The sequence below is a fragment of the Pseudomonas sp. GW822-FHT03F04 genome (assembly GCF_058801405.1).
Genome location: NZ_JBXANF010000018.1, coordinates 1 through 20,208, shown reverse-complemented (window position 1 = coordinate 20,208; position 20,208 = coordinate 1). Strand labels below are relative to the sequence as shown.

Genomic DNA, 20,208 nt, shown 5'->3' with positions numbered 1-20,208 from the left:
CATGCTGCCCCTGTGGATCGCCCTGCAATTTCTCAGCAGTCTGCCGATTCGACTGCCGGGCATGCCGGCACCTGAAGAACTCGGCCGCTCGCTGCTGTTTTATCCGCTGGTGGGATTGCTGTTCGGCGTGATTCTCTGGGCGCTGAACGTTGCGTTGGCTGGCGCGCCGTTGCTGCTGCATGCCGCGTTGTTGCTGACGGTGTGGGTGCTGCTCAGCGGCGCGTTGCACCTTGATGGATTGGCGGACAGCGCCGATGCGTGGCTCGGCGGTTTCGGTGATCGCGAGCGTACGCTGACGATCATGAAGGATCCGCGCAGCGGGCCGATCGCGGTGGTGACGCTGGTACTGGTGTTGCTGCTCAAGTACGCCGCGCTGCTGGCGTTGATCGAGCAAAAACAAGGCTTGGCGTTGATCATTGTGCCGCTACTTGGGCGGGCAGCACTGCTCGGACTGTTCCTCACGACAACCTATGTGCGGGCTGGCGGGTTAGGGCAGGCGCTGGCCGATCATCTGCCGCGCAAAACGGGTTGGCAGGTGCTGGCGATGAGTGCGGCGGCGTGCGTGTTGATTGCCGGGTTCAATGCTGTCGTGGCGCTGCTGCTTTCGGTCGTCGTATTCATCTGGCTGCGGCATTTGATGGTGCGGCGACTGGGCGGAACCACGGGCGATACGGCCGGCGCACTGCTGGAATTGCTGGAGATGTCAGTGCTGGTCGGGCTGGCCTTGTTTTGATAAGTAACTTTGATCTGTAACTTGATTTAACACAGTCGCGGGTATATACACGCATCATGCTTCCTTCTCAGTGTTTGTGCACCAACCTGCGTCGCGCCGCGCGTGGCGTCAGCAGGCATTACGACGGCGCTCTCGACGGCTTCGGGATCAACGTTGCCCAGTATTCTCTGCTGTGCAACCTGCAGCGTCTGGATCAACCGAGCATTTCCGAACTGGCCGAGGCCATGGGCCTGGATCGCAGCACCCTCGGACGCAATCTGCGGGTGCTGGAAGGCGAAGGTCTCGTGGCGCTGGCCGAAGGCGAAGACATGCGCAACCGCATCGTCCGGCTCACCGAAACCGGCGCACAACGCCTGGCAGCGGCCCTGCCGGCCTGGGAAGCGGCGCAACAGCGGTTGATCGACCGACTGGGTGCCGAGAAGCGTGAAACCTTGCTGCGGCTATTGGATGAACTGGCCTGAGGGCCGGTTTTTTCCGAATCTAAGCGGGTATATACCCGCGACTGGAGAATAACAATGAGTTCGATGTGGCGTACGTGCGGTTGGGTGTTGCTGGGGAGTGCGCTGATTCTGGCGTTGTCATTGGGCGTGCGGCACGGCTTCGGGCTGTTCCTGTCGCCGATGAGCGCCCAGTTCGGCTGGGGCCGTGAAGTGTTCGCCTTCGCCATCGCCTTGCAGAACCTGATCTGGGGTCTGGCGCAACCGTTCACTGGCGCACTGGCTGACCGTTTTGGCGCAGCGAAAGTGGTGCTGATCGGTGGCGTGCTCTACGCCTTGGGGCTGGTGTTCATGGGCCTGTCGGAAACAGCGTTGGGCCTGTCCCTGAGCGCCGGTTTGCTGATCGGTATCGGCCTGTCCGGCACGTCGTTCTCGGTGATCCTCGGTGTGGTCGGCCGCGCCGTACCGCCGGAGAAGCGCAGCATGGGCATGGGCATTGCCAGCGCCGCCGGCTCCTTTGGCCAGTTCGCCATGCTGCCCGGCACTCTCGGGCTGATCGGCTGGCTGGGCTGGTCTGCCGCGTTGCTGGTACTGGGTTTGCTGGTGGCGCTGATCGTGCCGCTGGTGAGCATGCTCAAGGACAAGCCACTGCCGGTGCTCGGACATGAACAAACCCTGTCCGAAGCCCTGCGCGAGGCCTGCTCGCACTCCGGGTTCTGGCTGCTGGCGTTCGGCTTCTTCGTCTGCGGTTTCCAGGTGGTGTTCATCGGCGTGCACCTGCCGGCCTATCTGGTCGACCAGCATCTGCCGGCGACCGTCGGCACTACCGTGCTGGCGTTGATCGGGTTGTTCAACATCTTCGGCACCTACACTGCCGGCTGGCTGGGCGGGCGCATGTCCAAGCCGCGTCTGCTGACCGGTTTGTACCTGCTGCGAGCGGTGGTGATCGGGCTGTTCCTGTGGCTGCCGGTGACGACGACCACGGCGTATCTGTTCGGCATGGCCATGGGTTTCCTGTGGCTGTCGACCGTGCCGTTGACCAACGGTACGGTGGCGACCTTGTTTGGCGTGCGAAACCTGTCCATGCTCGGTGGGATCGTGTTCCTGTTCCATCAGCTCGGCTCGTTCCTCGGCGGCTGGCTGGGCGGGGTGGTGTATGACCGTACCGGGAGTTATGACTTGATCTGGCAAGTGGCGATTCTCTTGAGCCTGTTGGCGGCTGCGCTGAACTGGCCAGTGCGCGAGCGTCCGGTCGAGCGTCTGCAAACCCACGCGAGCGCTGCATGAACGGCTACTGGCCTCGAATGCTGGCCATCGCAGTCGGTGCCGCGTTGCTGGCGCTGGTGTGGTGGGGCTGGCACCAGGGCGGCCTGGCGCTGATGCAGTTGGGCTTGGGCGCTTGCTTGTAGGCTTTGAGGGCGAGTAACGTCGGGTTCTGACGAATGCATCAAGGAAGCCCGACATGCTCAAGCGCTGGTGTGCTGTTCCCGCGTTGCTGATGGCGTTGACCGGACTGGCCCAGGCCGCGGACTGTCCGGAGCTGCTGCAAGGCTCGTTGCCCAAGTTGCGGGCCAAGGAATCCATCGACCTGTGCCAGCACTACGCCGACAAACCGCTGGTGGTGATCAATACTGCCAGCTTCTGTGGTTTCGCTCCGCAGTTCGAAGGCCTTGAAGCGCTCAATCAGCGCTACAAGGCGCAAGGGTTGGAGATGCTTGGCGTGCCCTCCAATGACTTCAAGCAGGAGTCCAAGGACAGCGCCGAGACCGCCAAGGTCTGCTACGCCAACTACGGCGTGACCTTCACCATGACTGAGCCACAGAAGGTCCGCGGTGACGGTGCCACCCACCTGTTCCAGGTGCTGGCCGCACAAAGCAGCGCGCCGAAGTGGAATTTCTACAAATACGTGGTCGACCGCCAGGGCAAGGTGATCGCCAATTTCTCCAGCCTGACCAAGCCTGACGATCCGGAGTTTTTGGCGGCCATCGAGAAAGCCATCGCGTCGAAACCCCTGAAACCCTGATCGACGCCCATTAAAAAGCCCCGCCTCTGTCGAGAGAGCGGGGCTTTTTAATGGGCGAGGGGTTAGCCTCGCCGTACAGCATCAGAAGCGGTAGGTTGCGCCAACACCGAAACCGTTTGCCGAGTTTTCATACTTGGAATCGTAGGTCTGGCCGCGATCGTTCTCGTTGCGGATGCTGACTTTCTCTTCCTGCAGGTACGAGTAAGCGACGTCGATGGTCAGGTCTTCGGTCGGGCTCCAGCCGGCACCGATGCTGAAGATCGTACGGTCGCCGGTAGGGATGCGTGGCGAACGGTCGACGTTGTTGGTCGGCGACTGGTCGAAAGTCAGACCGGTGCGCAGTACCCATTCCTTGTTCAACTGGTAGGACGTACCGATGGCGTAAGCCCAGGTGTCATGCCAGTTCTGCTCTTCGGTGATCTCGCCGAACTGGCCAGCCAGTGCAGGTTGAACGCCGGAGTTCTTGACGGTGATCTTTTCCAGCTGGCTCCAACGGGTCCAGGTGGTACCGGCGTAGACGTTCCAACGGTCGTTGATCGCCTGAGTGACCGAGAAGTCCACGGATTCAGGTGTGGTGATCTTCAGCGAAGCGTCGTACTTCTGGCTGGAGCTGAGGCCGGCCAGGGCCAGAGCGCCGTAGTTGACCTTGGTGTTGCCTTCGAGCTTGTAGTCGACTTTCGAGTGGTAAGTCAGACCCAGGCGAGTGGTGTCGGTCGCTTGTACCAGCACACCGATGTTGTAGCCCAGTGCAGTGTCGTCACCCTTGATCTTGACCTTGCCGTCCGGCAGGGCCTGAGTGATCGACAGGTTGGATTCCAGGGTGCCGTCGATACGGTTGATGGTCGGACCGAAGCCGATCGACACGACGTCGTTGAACTTGTAGCTGACAGTCGGCTGGAAGGTGATGACTTGTACTTCGGACTTGCTGCCGAAGTAACGGCCGGCAAAGCCTTTTTCATAGTCGGTAATCAGGCCGAAAGGTACGTAGACACCCAGGCCGAATGCCCAATGCTCGTCGATCGGCTTGACGTAGTAGCCCATAGGTACGGAGGTAAAGGGCACCATGTCGCCTTTGTTGCTGCCGCCGTTAGGGCTGGAGCGACCATCGCTGATATCGGTCTTGGCGTCGAGGAATGCAACACCACCGGTGACTTGTTCGCGCGTGATGCGCGACATGCCGGCAGGGTTGCCATAAACAGTGCTTGCGTCGTCGGCAGAAGAAGATCGCCCGGCGTACCCAGTCCCCATCCCGCTGATGCTGTGTTCGTTGATGGCAAAGCCAGCTGCGAAAATCTGGGTGGATGCCAAGGAAACGGCAAGGCTAAGGGTGGTTTTGAGCATTACTTTTTTCATTATTAGAACTCCTGGTGATCACCGGGGCGAAAATTACCAACATTTTCGTCCCAGCGCTATAGTCCGTATGGCTTGAGTTAGAGCGGTTTTGTAGGACAATCCGACCAGATTCGCGACCCGTTGGACGATCTTGCGAAACTGGCGAGTCAGCACGCGACCTGATTCAGCGGTGAAACACAGGTCTGCCATGCACAGGTGAAGTCACGCAGACGACCCTGGGGCTGAAAGGTCTGACGCCAGATACGCGCCATTCCCAGCAGGTCGTCCGGGTCGGGGAGGGTGGGATTCTGTTCTTCGACCAGCAGCCATGCGATGGCGGTGGCGTAACGCAGGTTGACGGTGAGTTCGAGGTGCGGGCCGCTGAGAAAGGCATGCTGGCTGGCGAGGCCGCGAACCAGGCTGGCGCGCTCCGGATCGAGCGCCAGATAATGATCCCAGAGCGCCTGGTGGCGATGCTCGGCAATCCGGTACAGGCCGTGGCCACGGCGGTCATGCAGGGCGGAACCCAGGGCGGACTGGCTGGCGGCGATGCCCAGCAGCAGGGATTCGGCGGTGGCGCAGTGACGTCCCAGATAAATCAGCGTTGGACGGATCACATAGCGGCACAGTTCGCTGGCAGCGATACCCATAAAACCCTCGGATCTTGTTATTGGGCGGCGAGACCTGAAGGGAGCTTGGCAGCTGTGAATCGACTCAGGCCCGCCGGAAGCGGATCACGCCGCTTGAGTTGAAGTGTAGTGTCATATTCGCGACGTAAAGGCCTGTTTTTAAAATATTTCCGGCGAGCAGTTATAACCGTTATATCGGTTGGTGCTTAACCGTGATTGGCAAAAAGAGAAACATCGGGCAATAAAAAGCCCCGCGTTTCAGGCGGGGCTTTTGCTTTTGCAGCCATTTCGGCCTCTCAGGCGATCAATGCCTGACGGGTGCGATCAATCACGGCCTGCAGCGGTTCGGCGCTGGAGTACTGATCGGGGTACAGGCGCTCGCTGTGGCGGGCGATCCCGTGTTCATTGACCACGGTGAAGCTGAAGCAGCCTTTGCGAGCGGCCATGATCAGGCAGTTCATTGGAGCAAAAGCGTTGGTTAGGGTGCGAATGGCATCCTGAGTCTGGATTTGAGTAGACATAGTTATTAGGTGTTCCTACAAATGACACGGATAAGAACCGTGCAACGTTAAAACGTTCCAGTAACGTCGACCACCATTGGTCGAACGAAGAACCCGACTGGAACAAAGCAGCCAGTTTGAAGCGCTGATAAGTTGGCGCGCTTGGGCTGGCAGGTAGGTACTTAGGAGGGCAGGCAACACATCGAGGGCAAAGGTTCTGGGCCCGGGGTGAAGATCCTGATCAATTTGCAGGTTGGTTCGGTCAGAGTAAGTGGTCTTCGCAACACCCTTTGCATTCGATTCAAAGGCTGTGTCGTCGCAAGATTTACCTGGAAACCATCGAGGGGTCGGTCCCGCTTTGTCGGAGGAGGCTTCTCGGGGAGAAGGCTGACCGTGGGGTTTGTTCGACCGGAATTGACTTTCAGCTTGGTACTAACGCCGCGGATACTAACGGAACACTTCGAGGAAGGCAAACCTGATTTTTAAAAAGAACCAACAGACGGTGCCTCGAGCCCCGGCCCCGCCCCGATTTGGCTCACATTCCGACCGTCGGTCGTCGCAGAGGGCAAGCCGAACCCGCGAAGCGCAAGGGCTTATCCCCAACCCGGCTGCCAAAACGACCCGAAAAAGCGCACCGATATAACCGCGTAACAGGTACTTGTGCACATTAGTTGCGCGGACGGTAACGACGCTGTCACATCGATCCTGACCCCGGTGGCTGCCTGTAACGAAAGTTTAAGTCAATGAAAAACATCGCTTTTTTTTACTGGTGAAAAAATCGTCAGTTTGACTGCGGGCCCCATTCCACAAGGCTTTGCGGCGAGTCAGGGACGGTTGTCCACTGAGTTATCCACAGCTTCTGTGGATTGTCCCGAGCGCTTGCTCTAGCACGGGCGTGCCGGGTTTTTTTCGACTTTACCTGTGCGAAAAAAAGAGTAGAGTGGCGCGCCTTCCGATCTGTCCCACAGTGCTTTATGAAGTTTCGCTCAGCTCCAGATTCTGTTACCTCCCAACCCTCTCGTGTTACCGCTCCCAAGCGATTTTCCGTGCGCGTGGCCGAATGGCTGCTGGACAGCCCGCGCCTGGGCGACAGCCAGAACGCCAAGCACCTCGCCGGCCGCCTGCTCAAGCAACCGGCCCGGGAAGGCGTGGTCGCTGCACAAAGTCGCCTTGGCCAGTTGATGTGCCGTGAGTGCGGCAATGCCCGGGATCGTCGTATCGGCCAGGACCTGCTGCGTCAGGCTGCCCGTGCGGGTGATCGACGTGCGCAACAGGAACTCGGCCTGATCGAAGACTGAGCTGTCCAAGACCTGACGCCTTGGTTAACCTTCAGACTTTATCGGATCGGCGGGAATGACTATGGCGATGGACTTGACCAGCATCTTGCTCGGGTTGGCGGGCGCGGCCGTGCCGCTGCTGGCGCTGGCCTGGCAACTGCAGCGCCGGGCCAGTCATGGCGAGTCCGAAGTCGCGTTGCTCGAAGAACGACTGGCCATGGCACAAATGGCCCAGGACGGCCTCAACGCCCAGCTCGAAGCCAGTCGCGACGAAGTCGCCGACCTCGGCCAGGCCAATGCCTCCAAACAAGCGGATCTTGCGGCCGTGCGCCGGGAAGTCGAACTGTTGCAGATCGAGCGCGACGACGCCCGTGACGCCGCTCATGCCTGGAACCTCGAGCGCGCCAACAAGGAAGCCGAGCTGCGGCGCCTGGACGCTCAGGCGGCTTCACTGAGTGCCGAGTTGCGTGAGCAGCAGGAAAGCCATCAGCAGCGTCTCGATGACCTGCAAGGTTCCCGTGACGAGTTGCGCGCCCAGTTCGCCGAACTGGCCGGCAAGATCTTCGATGAGCGTGAACAGCGTTTCGCCGAAACCAGTCAGCAGCGTCTCGGGCAGTTGCTCGACCCGTTGAAAGAACGCATCCAGTCCTTCGAAAAGCGTGTCGAGGAAAGCTATCAGGCCGAAGCCCGCGAGCGCTTCTCGCTGGCCAAGGAGCTTGAGCGCCTGCAGCAACTGAACCTGCGCTTGAGCGATGAAGCGACCAACCTGACCCGCGCCCTGAAAGGCCAGAAAACCCAGGGCAACTGGGGCGAGCTGATTCTGGAACGGGTGCTGGAACATGCCGGGCTGGAGAAGGGCCGCGAGTACCAGACCCAGGTCAACCTCAAGGGCCCGGACGGCGAGCGCTTTCAGCCGGATGTGATCATTTACCTGCCGGGCGATAAACAAGTGGTGGTCGACTCCAAGGTCAGCCTCACGGCGTACCAGCAATACGTGGCGGCCGATGACGATGCGATTGGCCAGATCGCCATGAAGCAGCACGTGCTGTCGCTGCGCAGCCACGTCAAAGGCCTGGCCGGCAAGGACTACAAGCGTCTGGAAGGGCTGCACAGCCTCGATTTCGTCTTGCTGTTCGTGCCCATCGAAGCGGCGTTTTCTGCGGCGTTGCAAGCCGAGCCGACGCTGTTCCAGGAAGCCTTCGACCGCAACATCGTGATCGTCAGCCCGACCACGCTGCTCGCCACCCTGCGGGTCATCGACAGCCTGTGGAAGCAGGAGCGCCAGAGCCAGAACGCCCGGGAAATCGCCGAGCGTGCCGGATGGCTGTACGACAAGTTCGTGTTGTTCATTCAGGATCTGGACGAAGTCGGTAATCGTCTGCAACAGCTGGACAAAGCCTACAGCGCAGCGCGAAACAAGCTGACAGAAGGGCGCGGCAACCTTGTCAGCCGCAGCGAGCAGCTCAAACTGCTCGGCGCACGGGCCAGCAAGAGCCTGCCGGCAGATCTGCTGGAACGCGCAATGACCGATGCCGACGGCTTGGTCGAGCTGCCTGAATAAGCGGCGTTGTCAGAGCGGCGCTTTTAGAGAGGCAAATAGCGACTCAACAACGCCCGCAACGCCGCCGGTTTCACCGGTTTGGCCAGGTAATCCAGCCCCGCCGCGTGCACCTGCGCCACGGTTTCCGGATGTCCGTCAGCGCTGATCACCACGCCGGGCACCGGTTCGCCCAGGCTCGTACGCAACCAGGCCATCAGATCGGTGCCGGTCTCACCGTGGTCGAGGTGGAAATCCACCAGCGCCAGTTGCGGCCGCACCCCATCGTTGAGCAGGGCCGCGCATTCCTCGCGGTTGCGCGCCGTCCACACCTGACAACCCCAGCGCGTGAGCAGGCTGTTCATGCCGATCAGAATGCTGTCTTCGTTGTCGATGCACAGCACCTGCGCGCCGCTGTGCAACTTGCCGTTGAGTTCGACCGCAGCGCTCGGCTGGGCAGTCTGCGTGCGGGCCAGCGGCACCCGCACACTGAACACGCTGCCGCGCCCCGGCCATGAACGCACACGCAAGGTATGCCCGAGCACCCGGCACAAGCCGTCGGCAATCGCCAGGCCCAGGCCCAGGCCTTTCTCGGCGCGGGTCTGATGGCTGTCGAGGCGTTTGAATTCCTCGAAAATCACTTGTTGCTTGTCTTCCGGAATCCCCGGCCCGCGATCCCAGACCTCCAGGCAAACCTCGCCCTGACGCCGACGCACGCCCAGCAACACCGGACCTTTGGCGTAGCGGAAGGCATTGGTGAGGAAGTTTTGCAGGATCCGCCGTAGCAGTTTGATGTCGCTGTCGATGCGCAAATGACTGCCGCGCACCCGGAAATTCAGGCCCTGTTCCTGCGCCAGCGCCTTGAACTCCGCGCCGAGAATATCGAACAGCTCATTGACCGCGAACGGCTTGCGATCCGGGTTGATCTTGCCGTTTTCCAGGCGGGAAATGTCCAGCAAGTCGCTGATCAGGTCTTCGGCCGAACGCAGCGAACTGTCCAGGTGCTGCACCAGTTTCTGCGCTTCGCCGCTCAAGCCGTCGTCCTGATGGGAGAGGGCGGCGGAGAACAGCCGCGCGGCGTTCAATGGCTGCATCAAGTCGTGGCTGACTGCCGCTAGGAAGCGGGTTTTTGACTGGTTGGCCGCTTCGGCATTGCCCTTGGCTTCGGTCAGCGCGACGTTGAGTTGTGACAGTTCCTGAGTCCGTTCGCTGACCCGTTGTTCCAGCCCTTCGTTGGCCTCGGTCAGCGCCTGCTCGGCTTCGCGGAACGCGGTGATGTCGGTGAAGCTCATGACGAAACCGCCACCGGGCATCGGGTTGCCGATCAGCTCGATCACCCGGCCGTTGGGGAACAGTCGTTCAGACGTGTGGGCGCGGCCCTGACGCATCCAGTGCAGGCGGCGGGCGACGTGGACTTCCGCTTCGCCGGGGCCACACAAGCCGCGTTCGGCGTTGTAGCGAATGATGTCGGCGATCGGCCGGCCGACGCTGATCAAACCGTCCGGGTAGTTGAACAGCTCCAGATAGCGCCGGTTCCAGGCCACCAGTTTCAGCGACTGATCGACCACGCTGATGCCCTGCGTGATGTTCTCGATGGCGCCTTGCAGCAGCGCGCGGTTGAACTGCAACACTTCCGAGGCTTCGTCGGCGATCCGGACGACGTCCTCCAGCTGCATTTCCCGACCTTCGATGGCGGCTTTTACTACAGCCCGTGTCGAAGACGCGCCGAGGACACCGGCCAGCAAACGTTCGGTGTGGGCGATCCATTCACCGTCGGCGTTCTGGTTCGGGTTGAAGCCCTTGCCTTGGCGATAAGCGAAGCGGATGAAGCTCTGCCGCGCACGTTCTTCACCGACAAACCGTGCCGCCAGTTGCAGCAAGTCGTCGATCTGCACCGCCAGCATCGAGCGTGCGCTCGGCCTGGCACTGATTTCCTGACCGATGAAACGCCCGGCCTGCCAGTGTTCCGACACCCGGGTGCGCGATAACACCGAGACCCAGGCGAACAACGTGAAGTTACCCGCCAGCGACAGCACCACGCCTTGGGTCAGCGGGGTGATCGGCAGGTTCAGCGGGTTGCTGTGCAGCCAGGCCAGGCCGGGGAACGTGTCCAGCGACCAACCGAGACTGCGGGCGGCAATCGGCAAGATCAGGGTGTAGAACCACAGGAATGTGCCGGCGGCGAGACCGGCGAACACGCCTCGGCGGTTGGCCTGTTTCCAGTACAGCGCGCCGAGCATGGCCGGTGCCAGTTGGGTCACGGCGGCGAAGGCAATCTGGCCGATGGTCGCCAGGCTCGCGGTGGAGCCGAGCAGGCGATAGCTGACGTAAGCCAGCAACAGAATGACCACGATGCTGACCCGGCGCACCGAGAGCATCCACTGACGGAACACTTCGAACGGCCGCTCGGCATTGTTACGCCGCAACAGCCACGGCAACAGCATGTCGTTGGACACCATGGTCGACAGCGCCACACTCGCCACGATCACCATGCCGGTGGCCGCCGAGGCGCCGCCAATGAACGCCAGCATCGCCAGCGCCGGGTGGGCCTGGGCCAGCGGCAGGCTGATGACGAAGGAGTCCGGGATGACGGAGCTGGGCAACATCATCTGACCGGCCAGGGCGATAGGGACTACAAACAGCGCTGCCAACGCGAGATAGGCCGGGAACACCCATTTCGCCAGACGCAGGTCCTGCGGATCGATGTTTTCCACCACGGTGACGTGGAATTGCCGGGGCAGGCAGATGATCGCCATCATCGCCACGCCGGTCTGCACCACCATCGACGGCCAGTTGATGGTTTCTTTCCAGTATTCCTCAAGGCGCGGGGCGAGCATAGCCTGATTGAACAGGTCGTCGAAGCCGTCATACAGGCCATAAGTGACGAAGGCGCCGACGGCGAGGAAGGCGAACAACTTCACCAGCGACTCGAACGCAATCGCCAGCACCATGCCCCGGTGGTGCTCGGTGGCGTCGAGGTTGCGCGTGCCGAAAACAATGGTGAACAGCGCCAGCACCAGAGACACGATCAGCGCCGTGTCCTGGGCGCGGGTGCCCATGGCGTCGGCACCGGCACCGATCAGCAGGTTTACGCCGAGGACAATGCCTTTGAGTTGCAAGGCTATATAAGGGAGAACGCCGACCAGACAGATCAGCGCAACCACCACCGCCAGCGATTGGGATTTGCCATAACGGGCGGCGATGAAGTCGGCAATGGAGGTGATGTTCTCCTGCTTGCTGATCATCACCATTTTTTGCAGGACCCACGGCGCGCCCAGCAACAGCAGGATCGGCCCGAGGTAGATCGGCAGAAATGACCACAACTGTTCGGCCGCCTGACCGACCGCGCCGAAGAACGTCCAGCTGGTGCAGTAGACCGCCAGCGACAGGCTGTACACCCAGGCACGCATCCGCGGCGGCAACGGCGCGCTGCGACGGTCGCCGTAGAAGGCGATGGCGAACATGATGGCCATATAGGCCAGGGCGACGGCGGCGATCAGCCCGCTGGACAACGACATGGAGCACTCCCGACAAAATACGACCGGACTCGCGCCCGGCCAGACAGTCTCGCATGTGCGCGGCGGTTAGTCAGTGTCGACCAAGGTCGTGGCGTGGCGGGGTGTCGCAGGCGCAGAACCGGGCGGTTCTGCGCTGTCAGTCCTGGCGCAGCGCGATGTCGATCAGCCGGTGCAGTTCTTCGACTTCCAGCGGCGCCACGGCAAACAGAATGCGGAACACCGTTGGCGAAACCACCAGGTTGATCAGGTGATCCACGCTCGGTGGCGACTGATCCGGGAAGCGATCGACAATGGTCTGCAACTGATCGGCAATGATCGCGATGCAGAATCCCGGTGTGGCGCTGGCCTGCACGTCGCGCATGACATTGCGCCCCGGCTCGGAACTCATTTCGTCCAGATACTGCTCGGCCCAGGCGCGGATATCGCCGCGCAGGCTGCCGGTTTCCAGCGGATCGCTTTCAGGACGCAGGCGGGCGAGGGCGACGTCGGCGAGCAGCGCCGACAGATCGCCCCAGCGCCGATAAATGGTCGAGGGCGTGACCCCGGCCCGCGCGGCAATCTGCGGAACGGTCACGGTGGAGCGCTCCTGCTCTTCGAGGAGTGCGCGCACGGCGCCGTGAATCGATTCCTGTACCCGGGCGCTTCGGCCGCCGGGACGGCTACTTTCTTTAATAGGCATGTGCCAGACCTTAACACAAAGAATTTGCTTTAAGCGCAAGTCGGGAGCACACTCCGCAAAAGCAAAAAAATAGCTTTTAAGGAGTGTGTCCATGACCCGCCTTGCTTCCAACCGTTCCAGCCTGTGGTTTCTGGCGATCACCTTACTCAGTTTTCTCGCCGCTTCCACCGCGCCGACGCCGTTGTATCACCTGTACCAGGATCACCTGCATTTCTCGGCGGCGGTGCTGACCCTGATTTTCGGCGTTTACGCGCTGAGTCTGCTGGCCGCGCTGCTGACGGTCGGTTCGCTGTCGGATCACCTGGGCCGCAAACCGGTGATTTTCACCGCCGTGGTCCTGAATGCCGTGGCGATGCTGCTGTTTGTCTACGCCGACAGCGTGGGCTGGCTGATCGGCGCGCGGGTGCTGCAAGGGTTTGCCACTGGCATGGCCACTGCCGTGTTGAGCGCGACACTGCTGGACACCGATCGCCAGCAAGGGCCGCTGATCAACAGCGTCGCGCCGTTGCTCGGCATGGCGCTCGGTGCGATGGGTTGCGGTTTGCTGGCGGAATTCGCGCCCGCGCCACTGCAACTGACCTATTGGCTGCTGCTCGTGCTGTTTGTGTTGCAGGGGATTTATGTCTGGCGCTTGCCGGAAAGCGTCTCGCCGCAAGCGGGGGCCTGGGCCTCGTTGCGGCCGACCCTGCATGTGCCGGTTCAGGCGCGTTCGACGCTGTGGCGAGTGTTGCCGCTGAACACCGCGACCTGGGCGCTCGGCGGATTTTATGCCTCGCTGGCCCCGTCACTGGTGCGCACGGCGACCGGTTCCACCTCCAATCTGATCGGCGGCGCGACTGTGGCGGCGTTGACCGTGACCGGTGCGCTGATGATTTTCACCTTGCGCAATCGTCCAGCCTCCCGGGCACTGCAACTTGGCGCAAGCCTGTTGCCGGCCGGCATCGTGCTGATTCTGTTGGGGGTGCACAGCGCCAGTCTGTCACTGTTCTTTTTCGGCACGCTGGTCGCCGGTTGTGGATTTGGCTCCGGTTTTCTCGGTGCGGTGCGCAGTCTGGTGCCGCTGGCGTTGCCCCATGAACGGGCCGGGTTGATGTCGGCATTTTATGTGCTGAGTTACCTGGCGTTCTGCCTGCCGGCGTTGCTGGCCGGGCACTTCACCCACAGCCTGGGCCTGCTGGCCACCACCGATGTGTATGGCGCGGTGCTGGTCGTGCTGGCGGTCGGCGCGCTGCTGATGAGTTTCCGTCCACAAGCGGCCAAGACCTGTAGCGCGCCATAAGCCGGCGGATTCGGTTAGCCTTGGCCAGCCCATTCTTCTCACGGATCGATTCATGAAGATTATCCGCAGCAAGACCTTCACCGCCGAGCGTGCCTGGGGCGCGCTCGACATCGCCAACATGAACGGCATCACCACGCGATTGCACTGGACTGATCAGCCGTACAAATGGCACGTCAACGATGGTGAGGAAGTGTTCGTGGTGCTCGACGGTCAGGTGCTCATGCACTACCGCGAAGCAGGCGAGGAAAAGCAGGTGCAGCTCGATGTCGGTGACATCTTCTACGCGTCCATCGGCACGGAGCATGTTGCTCATCCGCAAGGCGCTGCGCGGATTCTGGTGATTGAAACCGAAGGCAGCGTCTGACTGCATATCTACAAAACAGATAACAGTTAGAGATATTACCCGTTATATAGATATTCGATTCGGTTCTACCATGGGCTCAACCTCACCTGAGGACAGGAGTTCATGATGACTTGCCCCAACAGTGCCAAACCCGGCATCAAGCCTTTCAGCCAGCTTCAGCATCCGCGTGAAGTGATCCGTCAATTCACACCGAACTGGTTCGCCGCGACCATGGGTACCGGCGTGCTGGCGTTGGCGCTGGCACAACTGCCTTTCGCCATCCCGGGGCTGCACGCCGTGGCCGAAGGGCTGTGGATGTTCAACATTCTGTTGTTCGTGCTGTTTACCGCTGCCTACGCCGCGCGCTGGATTCTGTTCTTCGACGAAGCGCGGCGGATCTTCGGGCACTCTACGGTTTCGATGTTCTTCGGCACCATTCCCATGGGCCTGGCGACCATCATCAACGGTTTTCTGTTATTCGGCCTGCCGCGCTGGGGCGACGGTGTGATTCACCTCGCCGAAGTGCTGTGGTGGCTGGATGTGGCGATGTCGCTGGCCTGCGGTGTGCTGATTCCCTACATGATGTTCACCCGCCAGGAACACAGCATCGATCAGATGACCGCTGTCTGGCTGTTGCCGGTGGTGGCGGCAGAAGTGGCGGCAGCCAGCGGCGGACTGCTGGCGCCGCACCTGGCCGACGCGCACTCGCAACTGGTGGTGCTGGCGACGAGCTACGTGCTCTGGGCCTTTTCCTTACCCGTGGCGTTCAGCATTCTGACCATCCTGCTGTTGCGTATGGCCCTGCACAAACTGCCCCACGAAAACATGGCGGCGTCGAGCTGGCTGGCGCTGGGGCCGATCGGCACCGGTGCCTTGGGCATGTTGCTGCTGGGCGGTGATGCGCCGGCGATCTTCGCGGCCAATGGCATGCCGGGCATCGGTGAAATCGCTTCGGGCCTGGGCCTCATAGCTGGGATCACGCTCTGGGGCTTTGGCTTGTGGTGGATGTTGATGGCGCTGCTGATCACCGTGCGTTATCTGCGCGACGGCATCCCGTTCAACCTCGGCTGGTGGGGATTTACCTTCCCGTTGGGCGTGTATTCGCTGGCGACCCTGAAATTGGGCAGCACGTTGAACCTGACATTCTTCAGCGTGGCCGGTTGTGTGCTGGTGACGTTGCTGGCAGTGATGTGGCTGATCGTCGGCAAGCGCACGCTGCAAGGCGCATGGCGCGGCGAGCTGTTTGTTTCACCGTGCATTGCAGGTTTGAAGAAATAACCTGAAAAGTTTAGGTAAGGTGTGGCCTGGATCGCGGATCGACATTCCAATAAGCGTATCCAGGCCACTCGCTACCCAACATCAGGGACACACGGAAGATGAGTCACCCCTCACAGTTCAACCTGCTGCGTACCCGGCGCTTCCTGCCGTTTTTCATCACCCAGTCGCTGGGCGCGTTCAACGACAACGTGTTCAAGCAGTCGCTGATCCTCGCCATTCTCTATCGGCTGACCATCGAAGGTGACCGTTCGATCTGGGTCAACCTGTGTGCGTTGCTGTTTATTCTGCCGTTCTTCCTGTTTTCGGCGCTGGCCGGACAGTTCGGAGAAAAGTTCGCCAAGGATGCGCTGATCCGTCTGATCAAACTGGCGGAAATCGCCATCATGGCCGTGGGATCTGTCGGCTTCCTGTTCGATCACCTATCGCTGATGCTGGTGGCGCTGTTCGCCATGGGCACACACTCGGCGCTGTTCGGGCCGGTGAAGTACTCGATCCTGCCGCAGGCCTTGCACGAGGATGAACTGGTCGGCGGCAACGGTCTGGTAGAAATGGGCACGTTCCTGGCGATCCTGGCCGGCACCATTGGTGCCGGGGTCATCATGTCCTCGTCGCACTATGCGCCACTGGTGTCGACCGCAATTGTCGGCATCGCCGTACTCGGTTACCTCGCCAGCCGCAGCATTCCCCGCGCGGCGGCCGCTTCTCCGGAAATGCGCCTGAACTGGAACATTTTCAGCCAGTCCTGGGCCACGCTGAAACTCGGGTTGGGCCAGACCCCGGCGGTGTCGCGCTCGATTGTCGGCAACTCGTGGTTCTGGTTTGTCGGGGCGATTTATCTGACACAGATCCCGGCCTACGCGAAGGAATGGATGCACGGCGATGAAACCGTGGTCACCTTGATTCTCACGGTGTTTTCGGTCGGCATCGCCCTCGGCTCCATGCTTTGCGAGAAACTTTCCGGGCGCAAAGTCGAGATCGGACTGGTGCCGTTCGGTTCGTTTGGTCTGACGGTTTTCGGACTGCTTTTGTGGTGGCATTCCGGTGGAATTCCGGAGAGCGCCGTCGGCCATAGCTGGACCGAGGTATTGGGCTTCGGTCACGCCTGGGCGGTACTGGTCGACATCCTCGGCCTTGGCATCTTTGGCGGTTTCTACATTGTGCCGCTGTATGCGTTGATCCAGTCGCGCACCGCCGAGAACGAGCGGGCGCGGGTGATTGCGGCCAACAACATTCTCAACGCGCTGTTCATGGTGATTTCGGCCATCGTTTCCATCGTGTTGCTGAGCGTGGTCAAACTGTCGATTCCACAGCTGTTTCTGGTGGTGTCGCTGCTCAACATCGGCGTCAACGCCTACATCTTCAAGATCGTCCCCGAGTTCAGCATGCGTTTCATGATCTGGCTGCTCAGCCATTCCATGTACCGCGTCGAGCATCGCAACCTTGAAGCGATTCCCGATGAGGGCGCGGCGTTGCTGGTGTGCAACCACGTTTCGTTCGTCGATGCGTTGCTGATTGGCGGCGCGGTGCGTCGGCCGATTCGCTTTGTCATGTACTACAAGATCTACAACTTGCCGGTGCTGAACTTTATTTTCCGTACGGCGGGCACCATTCCTATCGCAGGACGCCAGGAAGACATCCAGATTTACGAAAAGGCCTTCACCCGGATAGCCCAGTATCTGAAGGACGGTGAGCTTGTCTGCATCTTCCCCGAAGGCAAGTTGACCGCCGATGGCGAGATCAACGAGTTCAAGGGCGGGCTGACACGGATTCTCGAAGAGACACCGGTGCCGGTGATTCCGCTGGCGTTGCAGGGGTTGTGGGGGAGTTTCTTCAGTCGCGATCCCAAGAAAGGGCTTTTTCACCGCTTGTGGTCGCGGGTAACGCTGGTCGCGGGTTCGCCGGTGGCGGTCGAGGCGGCGCAGCCTGCCGAATTGCAGGCGTTGGTGGGAGAGTTGCGCGGGACAGTCAGATAGTTGTTTGTGAAGCCGCCATCACCGATACATCGGTGATGGCGGCAACGGCTCAGGCGCTGACCTTGAGCCCGATCAATCCGGTGATGATCAGTGCAACGCTGGCCAGCCGAATCAATGCCATCGACTCACCAAACAGAATGATCCCGGCAATCACCGTGCCCACGGCACCAACGCCAGTCCAGATCGCATAAGCCGTGCCCAGCGGCAGTTCTTTCATCGCCAGACCCAGCAGGCCAAGGCTGACAGCCATGGCCGCGACGGTGAGAACAGTGGGCAGCGGACGGCTGAAACCATCGGTGTATTTGAGGCCGACGGCCCAGCCGACTTCGAACAGGCCGGCGAAAAACAGAATGATCCAGGACATGAAAGACCTCCATCGATTGACGGGGCCGTCCCCAGATTGAAAACTCGATTGAGCCGCAGGGTCGTCCCCGCGTGGCGCACATACTACCTAAAATTGTGCGCCGCGCATTGATCCGGGCTCAGTCGGCTGTCTGTTGGGCCAACGTTTCACGGTCTTCCTTTTCGCTCATTCGGCGGAAGTAGGTCGACAGCAGCGCCCCGGAAATGTTGTGCCACACGCTGAACAGCGCGCTCGGCACCGCCGCCAGTGGCGAAAAGTGCGCACTGGCCAACGCAGCGCCGAGCCCGGAGTTCTGCATGCCGACCTCCAGCGCCAGGGACTTGCGCTGAGCCAGCGGCAAACCGAACAGACGCCCGGTGAAGTAACCCAGCAAATAGCCGAAGCTGTTGTGCAGCATCACCACCGCCATGATCAGCAGGCCGGATTCGGCGATTTTTGCCTGACTGGCGGCAACCACGGCGGCGACGATGATCACGATGCTGACCACTGACACCAGCGGCAATACTTCCACCGCATGCCGAACCTTGTCGCCAAGCAGTCGCTGCGCCACCACGCCGAGGATGATCGGCAGCAGCACTACTTGCAGGATCGACCAGAACAATTCCATGAACGAAACCGGCAACCACGCGGAGGCCAGCAGCCAGATCAGCGCCGGTGTCAGCAGCGGGGCGAGGAGGGTGGTGACGGCGGCGATGGCCACTGACAATGCCAGATCGCCCCGGGCCAGCCAGGTCATGACGTTCGAGGACGTGCCGCTCGGGCAGCAACCGACCAGAATCACCCCGACGGCGATTTCCGGCGGCAGGTGAAAAACCTGGCAAAGCAACCATGCCATCCCCGGCATGATCACGAAATGCGCAACCACGCCCAGCGCCACGCGCCAAGGATGGCGGGCGACGGCGGCGAAATCGTCGAGTTTGAGGGTCAGGCCCATGCCGAACATCACCAGCCCAAGCAGCGGCACGATTGCGCCTTTCAGACCGAGAAACCAGGCCGGTTGCAGAAGCGCAACCACGGCGAAAATCAGAACCCAGTAAGCGAAGGTGTTGCCGACAAAACGACTCAGTGCAGCCAGTGCGCGCATGGCCTGTTCCTTATTATGTGAAAACGCCACCGAAGCGGTGGCGTTTGAAGATAACTCAAAGACTGCGAAGAGGCTTAGATCCCCTGCGGCGTCTCTTCACCGCCCAGTGCTTCAACCAGCGCCGGCAGGAAGTCGCCGAACGTCAGCATCATCAGGGTGAAGCTGGCGTCCAGTTGGCCGAGGGCTTCGTCGCCGCCGTCCTGTTCCGCCTGATCCTGCAACAGATCTTCGAACTTCAGGCGTTTGACGGTCATCTTGTCGTCGAGCATGAATGACAGTTTGTCCTGCCAGGCCAGCGACAGTTGAGTCACCACTTTGCCGGTGCTCAGGTGCAGCTGGATTTCTTCGCTGGTCAGGTCCTGACGCTTGCAACGCACGATGCCGCCATCTTCGTGGGTGTCGCGCAGTTCGCACTCGTCCAGGACGAAGAAGTCCGGAGCGGCTTGCTGGGTGGTGACCCATTCGGTCATCACGGCAGTCGGTGCGGTTTTCACGGTCAGCGGACGAACCGGCAGGGTGCCGATCACTTCACGCAGGGTGGAAAGCAGGTCTTCGGCGCGTTTCGGGCTGGCGGAGTTGACCAGGATCAGGCCCTGTTTCGGCGCGATGGCGGCGAAGGTCGACGAGCGGCGGATGAAGGCGCGCGGCAGGAAGGCCTGAATGATTTCATCCTTGATCTGGTCGCGTTCCTTTTTATAGACCTTGCGCATCTGCTCGGCTTCGATCTCTTCGACCTTTTCCTTGACCGCGTCGCGCACGACACTGCCCGGCAGAATGCGTTCTTCCTTACGGGCGGAGATCAGCAGGAAGTCACCGCTGACGTGCACCAGTGGTGCATCTTCGCCCTTGCCGAACGGCGCGACGAAACCGTAGGTGGTCAACTCCTGGCTTGCACATGGACGCGCCAGTTTGGTGGCCAGTGCAGTTTCCAGCGCCTCGGCATCGACAGGCAGGTCTTGGGTCAGGCGATAGATAAGCAGGTTCTTGAACCACATGGGGTGAGTCTCTCCTTTATACAAAGGGGGGCATTATTGTCTTCGCCGGGTCATAGGCCAACCCTTCTCTAAGCCTTTGGAAGGCCTGAGAAAATTAATTAAAAAAGTGCTTGCCAGAGGTTGGGTCGCTCCGTAGAATGCGCGCCACACCGAAGCGAAGGGTGATTAGCTCAGCTGGGAGAGCGTCTGCCTTACAAGCAGAATGTCGGCGGTTCGATCCCGTCATC

At 60.8% G+C, this 20,208-nt stretch carries 19 protein-coding genes; 11 read left to right on the top strand and 8 right to left on the bottom strand.

Annotation, left to right across the window (positions count from 1 at the left end; translation table 11 throughout):
* Position 1 precedes the first annotated feature (1 nt).
* From AC1RMX_RS29285 to AC1RMX_RS29265, 5 genes are read left to right on the top strand one after another with little or no spacing between them, the layout of a single operon-like run.
* Positions 2 to 733, top strand: a complete 732-nt coding sequence (locus AC1RMX_RS29285; RefSeq protein ID WP_493073853.1) for an adenosylcobinamide-GDP ribazoletransferase — start codon at positions 2 to 4, stop codon at positions 731 to 733.
* 56 nt (positions 734 to 789) lie between these two features.
* Complete coding sequence (locus tag AC1RMX_RS29280; protein WP_007950413.1) at positions 790 to 1,194, top strand: MarR family winged helix-turn-helix transcriptional regulator; 405 nt, start codon at positions 790 to 792, stop codon at positions 1,192 to 1,194.
* Positions 1,195 to 1,248: 54 nt separating this feature from the next.
* Complete coding sequence (locus AC1RMX_RS29275) at positions 1,249 to 2,457, top strand: MFS transporter (RefSeq protein ID WP_096823001.1); 1,209 nt, start codon at positions 1,249 to 1,251, stop codon at positions 2,455 to 2,457.
* A complete protein-coding gene (locus AC1RMX_RS29270; RefSeq protein ID WP_255261977.1) occupies positions 2,454 to 2,579 on the top strand; it encodes a hypothetical protein in 126 nt (41 codons plus the stop codon). The genes AC1RMX_RS29275 and AC1RMX_RS29270 overlap by 4 nt, the downstream gene beginning before the upstream one ends.
* 53 nt (positions 2,580 to 2,632) lie before the next feature.
* Positions 2,633 to 3,193: a glutathione peroxidase gene (locus tag AC1RMX_RS29265; RefSeq protein ID WP_096823002.1), complete on the top strand. Its 561-nt coding sequence runs from the start codon at positions 2,633 to 2,635 to the stop codon at positions 3,191 to 3,193.
* A gap of 81 nt (positions 3,194 to 3,274) precedes the next feature.
* Here the strand turns inward: AC1RMX_RS29265 and AC1RMX_RS29260 are convergent, their stop codons facing one another.
* The 3 genes from AC1RMX_RS29260 to AC1RMX_RS29250 all read right to left on the bottom strand — a co-directional run bounded on the left by AC1RMX_RS29260 (position 3,275) and on the right by AC1RMX_RS29250 (position 5,675).
* Positions 3,275 to 4,546, bottom strand: coding sequence for an OmpP1/FadL family transporter (locus tag AC1RMX_RS29260; RefSeq protein WP_096823003.1), 1,272 nt, complete (start codon positions 4,544 to 4,546; stop codon positions 3,275 to 3,277).
* Positions 4,547 to 4,692: 146 nt separating this feature from the next.
* Positions 4,693 to 5,175, bottom strand: a complete 483-nt coding sequence (locus AC1RMX_RS29255; RefSeq protein ID WP_085732306.1) for a hypothetical protein — start codon at positions 5,173 to 5,175, stop codon at positions 4,693 to 4,695.
* Positions 5,176 to 5,450: 275 nt separating this feature from the next.
* Entirely contained in the window at positions 5,451 to 5,675 is a 225-nt protein-coding gene (locus AC1RMX_RS29250) for a hypothetical protein (protein ID WP_007950419.1), read from the bottom strand.
* A gap of 953 nt (positions 5,676 to 6,628) precedes the next feature.
* Here AC1RMX_RS29250 and AC1RMX_RS29245 point away from each other — a divergent pair.
* Both AC1RMX_RS29245 and AC1RMX_RS29240 read left to right on the top strand, forming a co-directional pair.
* Positions 6,629 to 6,952 (top strand): SEL1-like repeat protein, encoded by a 324-nt coding sequence (locus AC1RMX_RS29245; protein ID WP_096823004.1) that lies wholly within the window; start codon positions 6,629 to 6,631, stop codon positions 6,950 to 6,952.
* 175 nt (positions 6,953 to 7,127) lie between these two features.
* Positions 7,128 to 8,492 (top strand): DNA recombination protein RmuC, encoded by a 1,365-nt coding sequence (locus AC1RMX_RS29240; RefSeq protein WP_176504913.1) that lies wholly within the window; start codon positions 7,128 to 7,130, stop codon positions 8,490 to 8,492.
* A 23-nt stretch (positions 8,493 to 8,515) separates the two neighbouring features.
* Here AC1RMX_RS29240 and AC1RMX_RS29235 read toward each other — a convergent pair whose 3' ends face one another.
* Entirely contained in the window at positions 8,516 to 11,986 is a 3,471-nt protein-coding gene (locus tag AC1RMX_RS29235) for a hybrid sensor histidine kinase/response regulator (protein WP_096823006.1), read from the bottom strand.
* 136 nt (positions 11,987 to 12,122) lie between these two features.
* Positions 12,123 to 12,665, bottom strand: a complete 543-nt coding sequence (locus AC1RMX_RS29230; protein WP_096823007.1) for a TetR/AcrR family transcriptional regulator — start codon at positions 12,663 to 12,665, stop codon at positions 12,123 to 12,125.
* 91 nt (positions 12,666 to 12,756) lie between these two features.
* On the opposite strand from AC1RMX_RS29230, the gene AC1RMX_RS29225 reads away from it, so the two are divergent.
* The 4 genes from AC1RMX_RS29225 to AC1RMX_RS29210 all read left to right on the top strand — a co-directional run bounded on the left by AC1RMX_RS29225 (position 12,757) and on the right by AC1RMX_RS29210 (position 17,538).
* On the top strand, positions 12,757 to 13,944 hold the full coding sequence (locus AC1RMX_RS29225; RefSeq protein ID WP_493073852.1) for an MFS transporter: 1,188 nt from the start codon (positions 12,757 to 12,759) through the stop codon (positions 13,942 to 13,944).
* 52 nt (positions 13,945 to 13,996) lie between these two features.
* Positions 13,997 to 14,308, top strand: a complete 312-nt coding sequence (locus tag AC1RMX_RS29220) for a cupin domain-containing protein (protein WP_249484214.1) — start codon at positions 13,997 to 13,999, stop codon at positions 14,306 to 14,308.
* A 105-nt stretch (positions 14,309 to 14,413) separates the two neighbouring features.
* Positions 14,414 to 15,565: a TDT family transporter gene (locus AC1RMX_RS29215; protein ID WP_096823009.1), complete on the top strand. Its 1,152-nt coding sequence runs from the start codon at positions 14,414 to 14,416 to the stop codon at positions 15,563 to 15,565.
* 98 nt (positions 15,566 to 15,663) lie between these two features.
* Positions 15,664 to 17,538: an MFS transporter gene (locus AC1RMX_RS29210; protein ID WP_192560132.1), complete on the top strand. Its 1,875-nt coding sequence runs from the start codon at positions 15,664 to 15,666 to the stop codon at positions 17,536 to 17,538.
* A 49-nt stretch (positions 17,539 to 17,587) separates the two neighbouring features.
* On the opposite strand, the gene sugE is transcribed toward AC1RMX_RS29210, so the two are convergent.
* The 3 genes from sugE to rdgC form a co-directional block, all read right to left on the bottom strand.
* Positions 17,588 to 17,902: a quaternary ammonium compound efflux SMR transporter SugE gene (gene sugE / locus AC1RMX_RS29205; RefSeq protein ID WP_085732315.1), complete on the bottom strand. Its 315-nt coding sequence runs from the start codon at positions 17,900 to 17,902 to the stop codon at positions 17,588 to 17,590.
* 118 nt (positions 17,903 to 18,020) lie between these two features.
* Entirely contained in the window at positions 18,021 to 18,986 is a 966-nt protein-coding gene (locus AC1RMX_RS29200; protein ID WP_096823011.1) for a bile acid:sodium symporter family protein, read from the bottom strand.
* A 74-nt stretch (positions 18,987 to 19,060) separates the two neighbouring features.
* The gene (gene rdgC, locus AC1RMX_RS29195) at positions 19,061 to 19,981 is read right to left on the bottom strand and encodes a recombination-associated protein RdgC (protein WP_007950430.1); all 921 of its coding nucleotides are present in this window, start codon (positions 19,979 to 19,981) and stop codon (positions 19,061 to 19,063) included.
* Positions 19,982 to 20,208 lie beyond the last annotated feature (227 nt).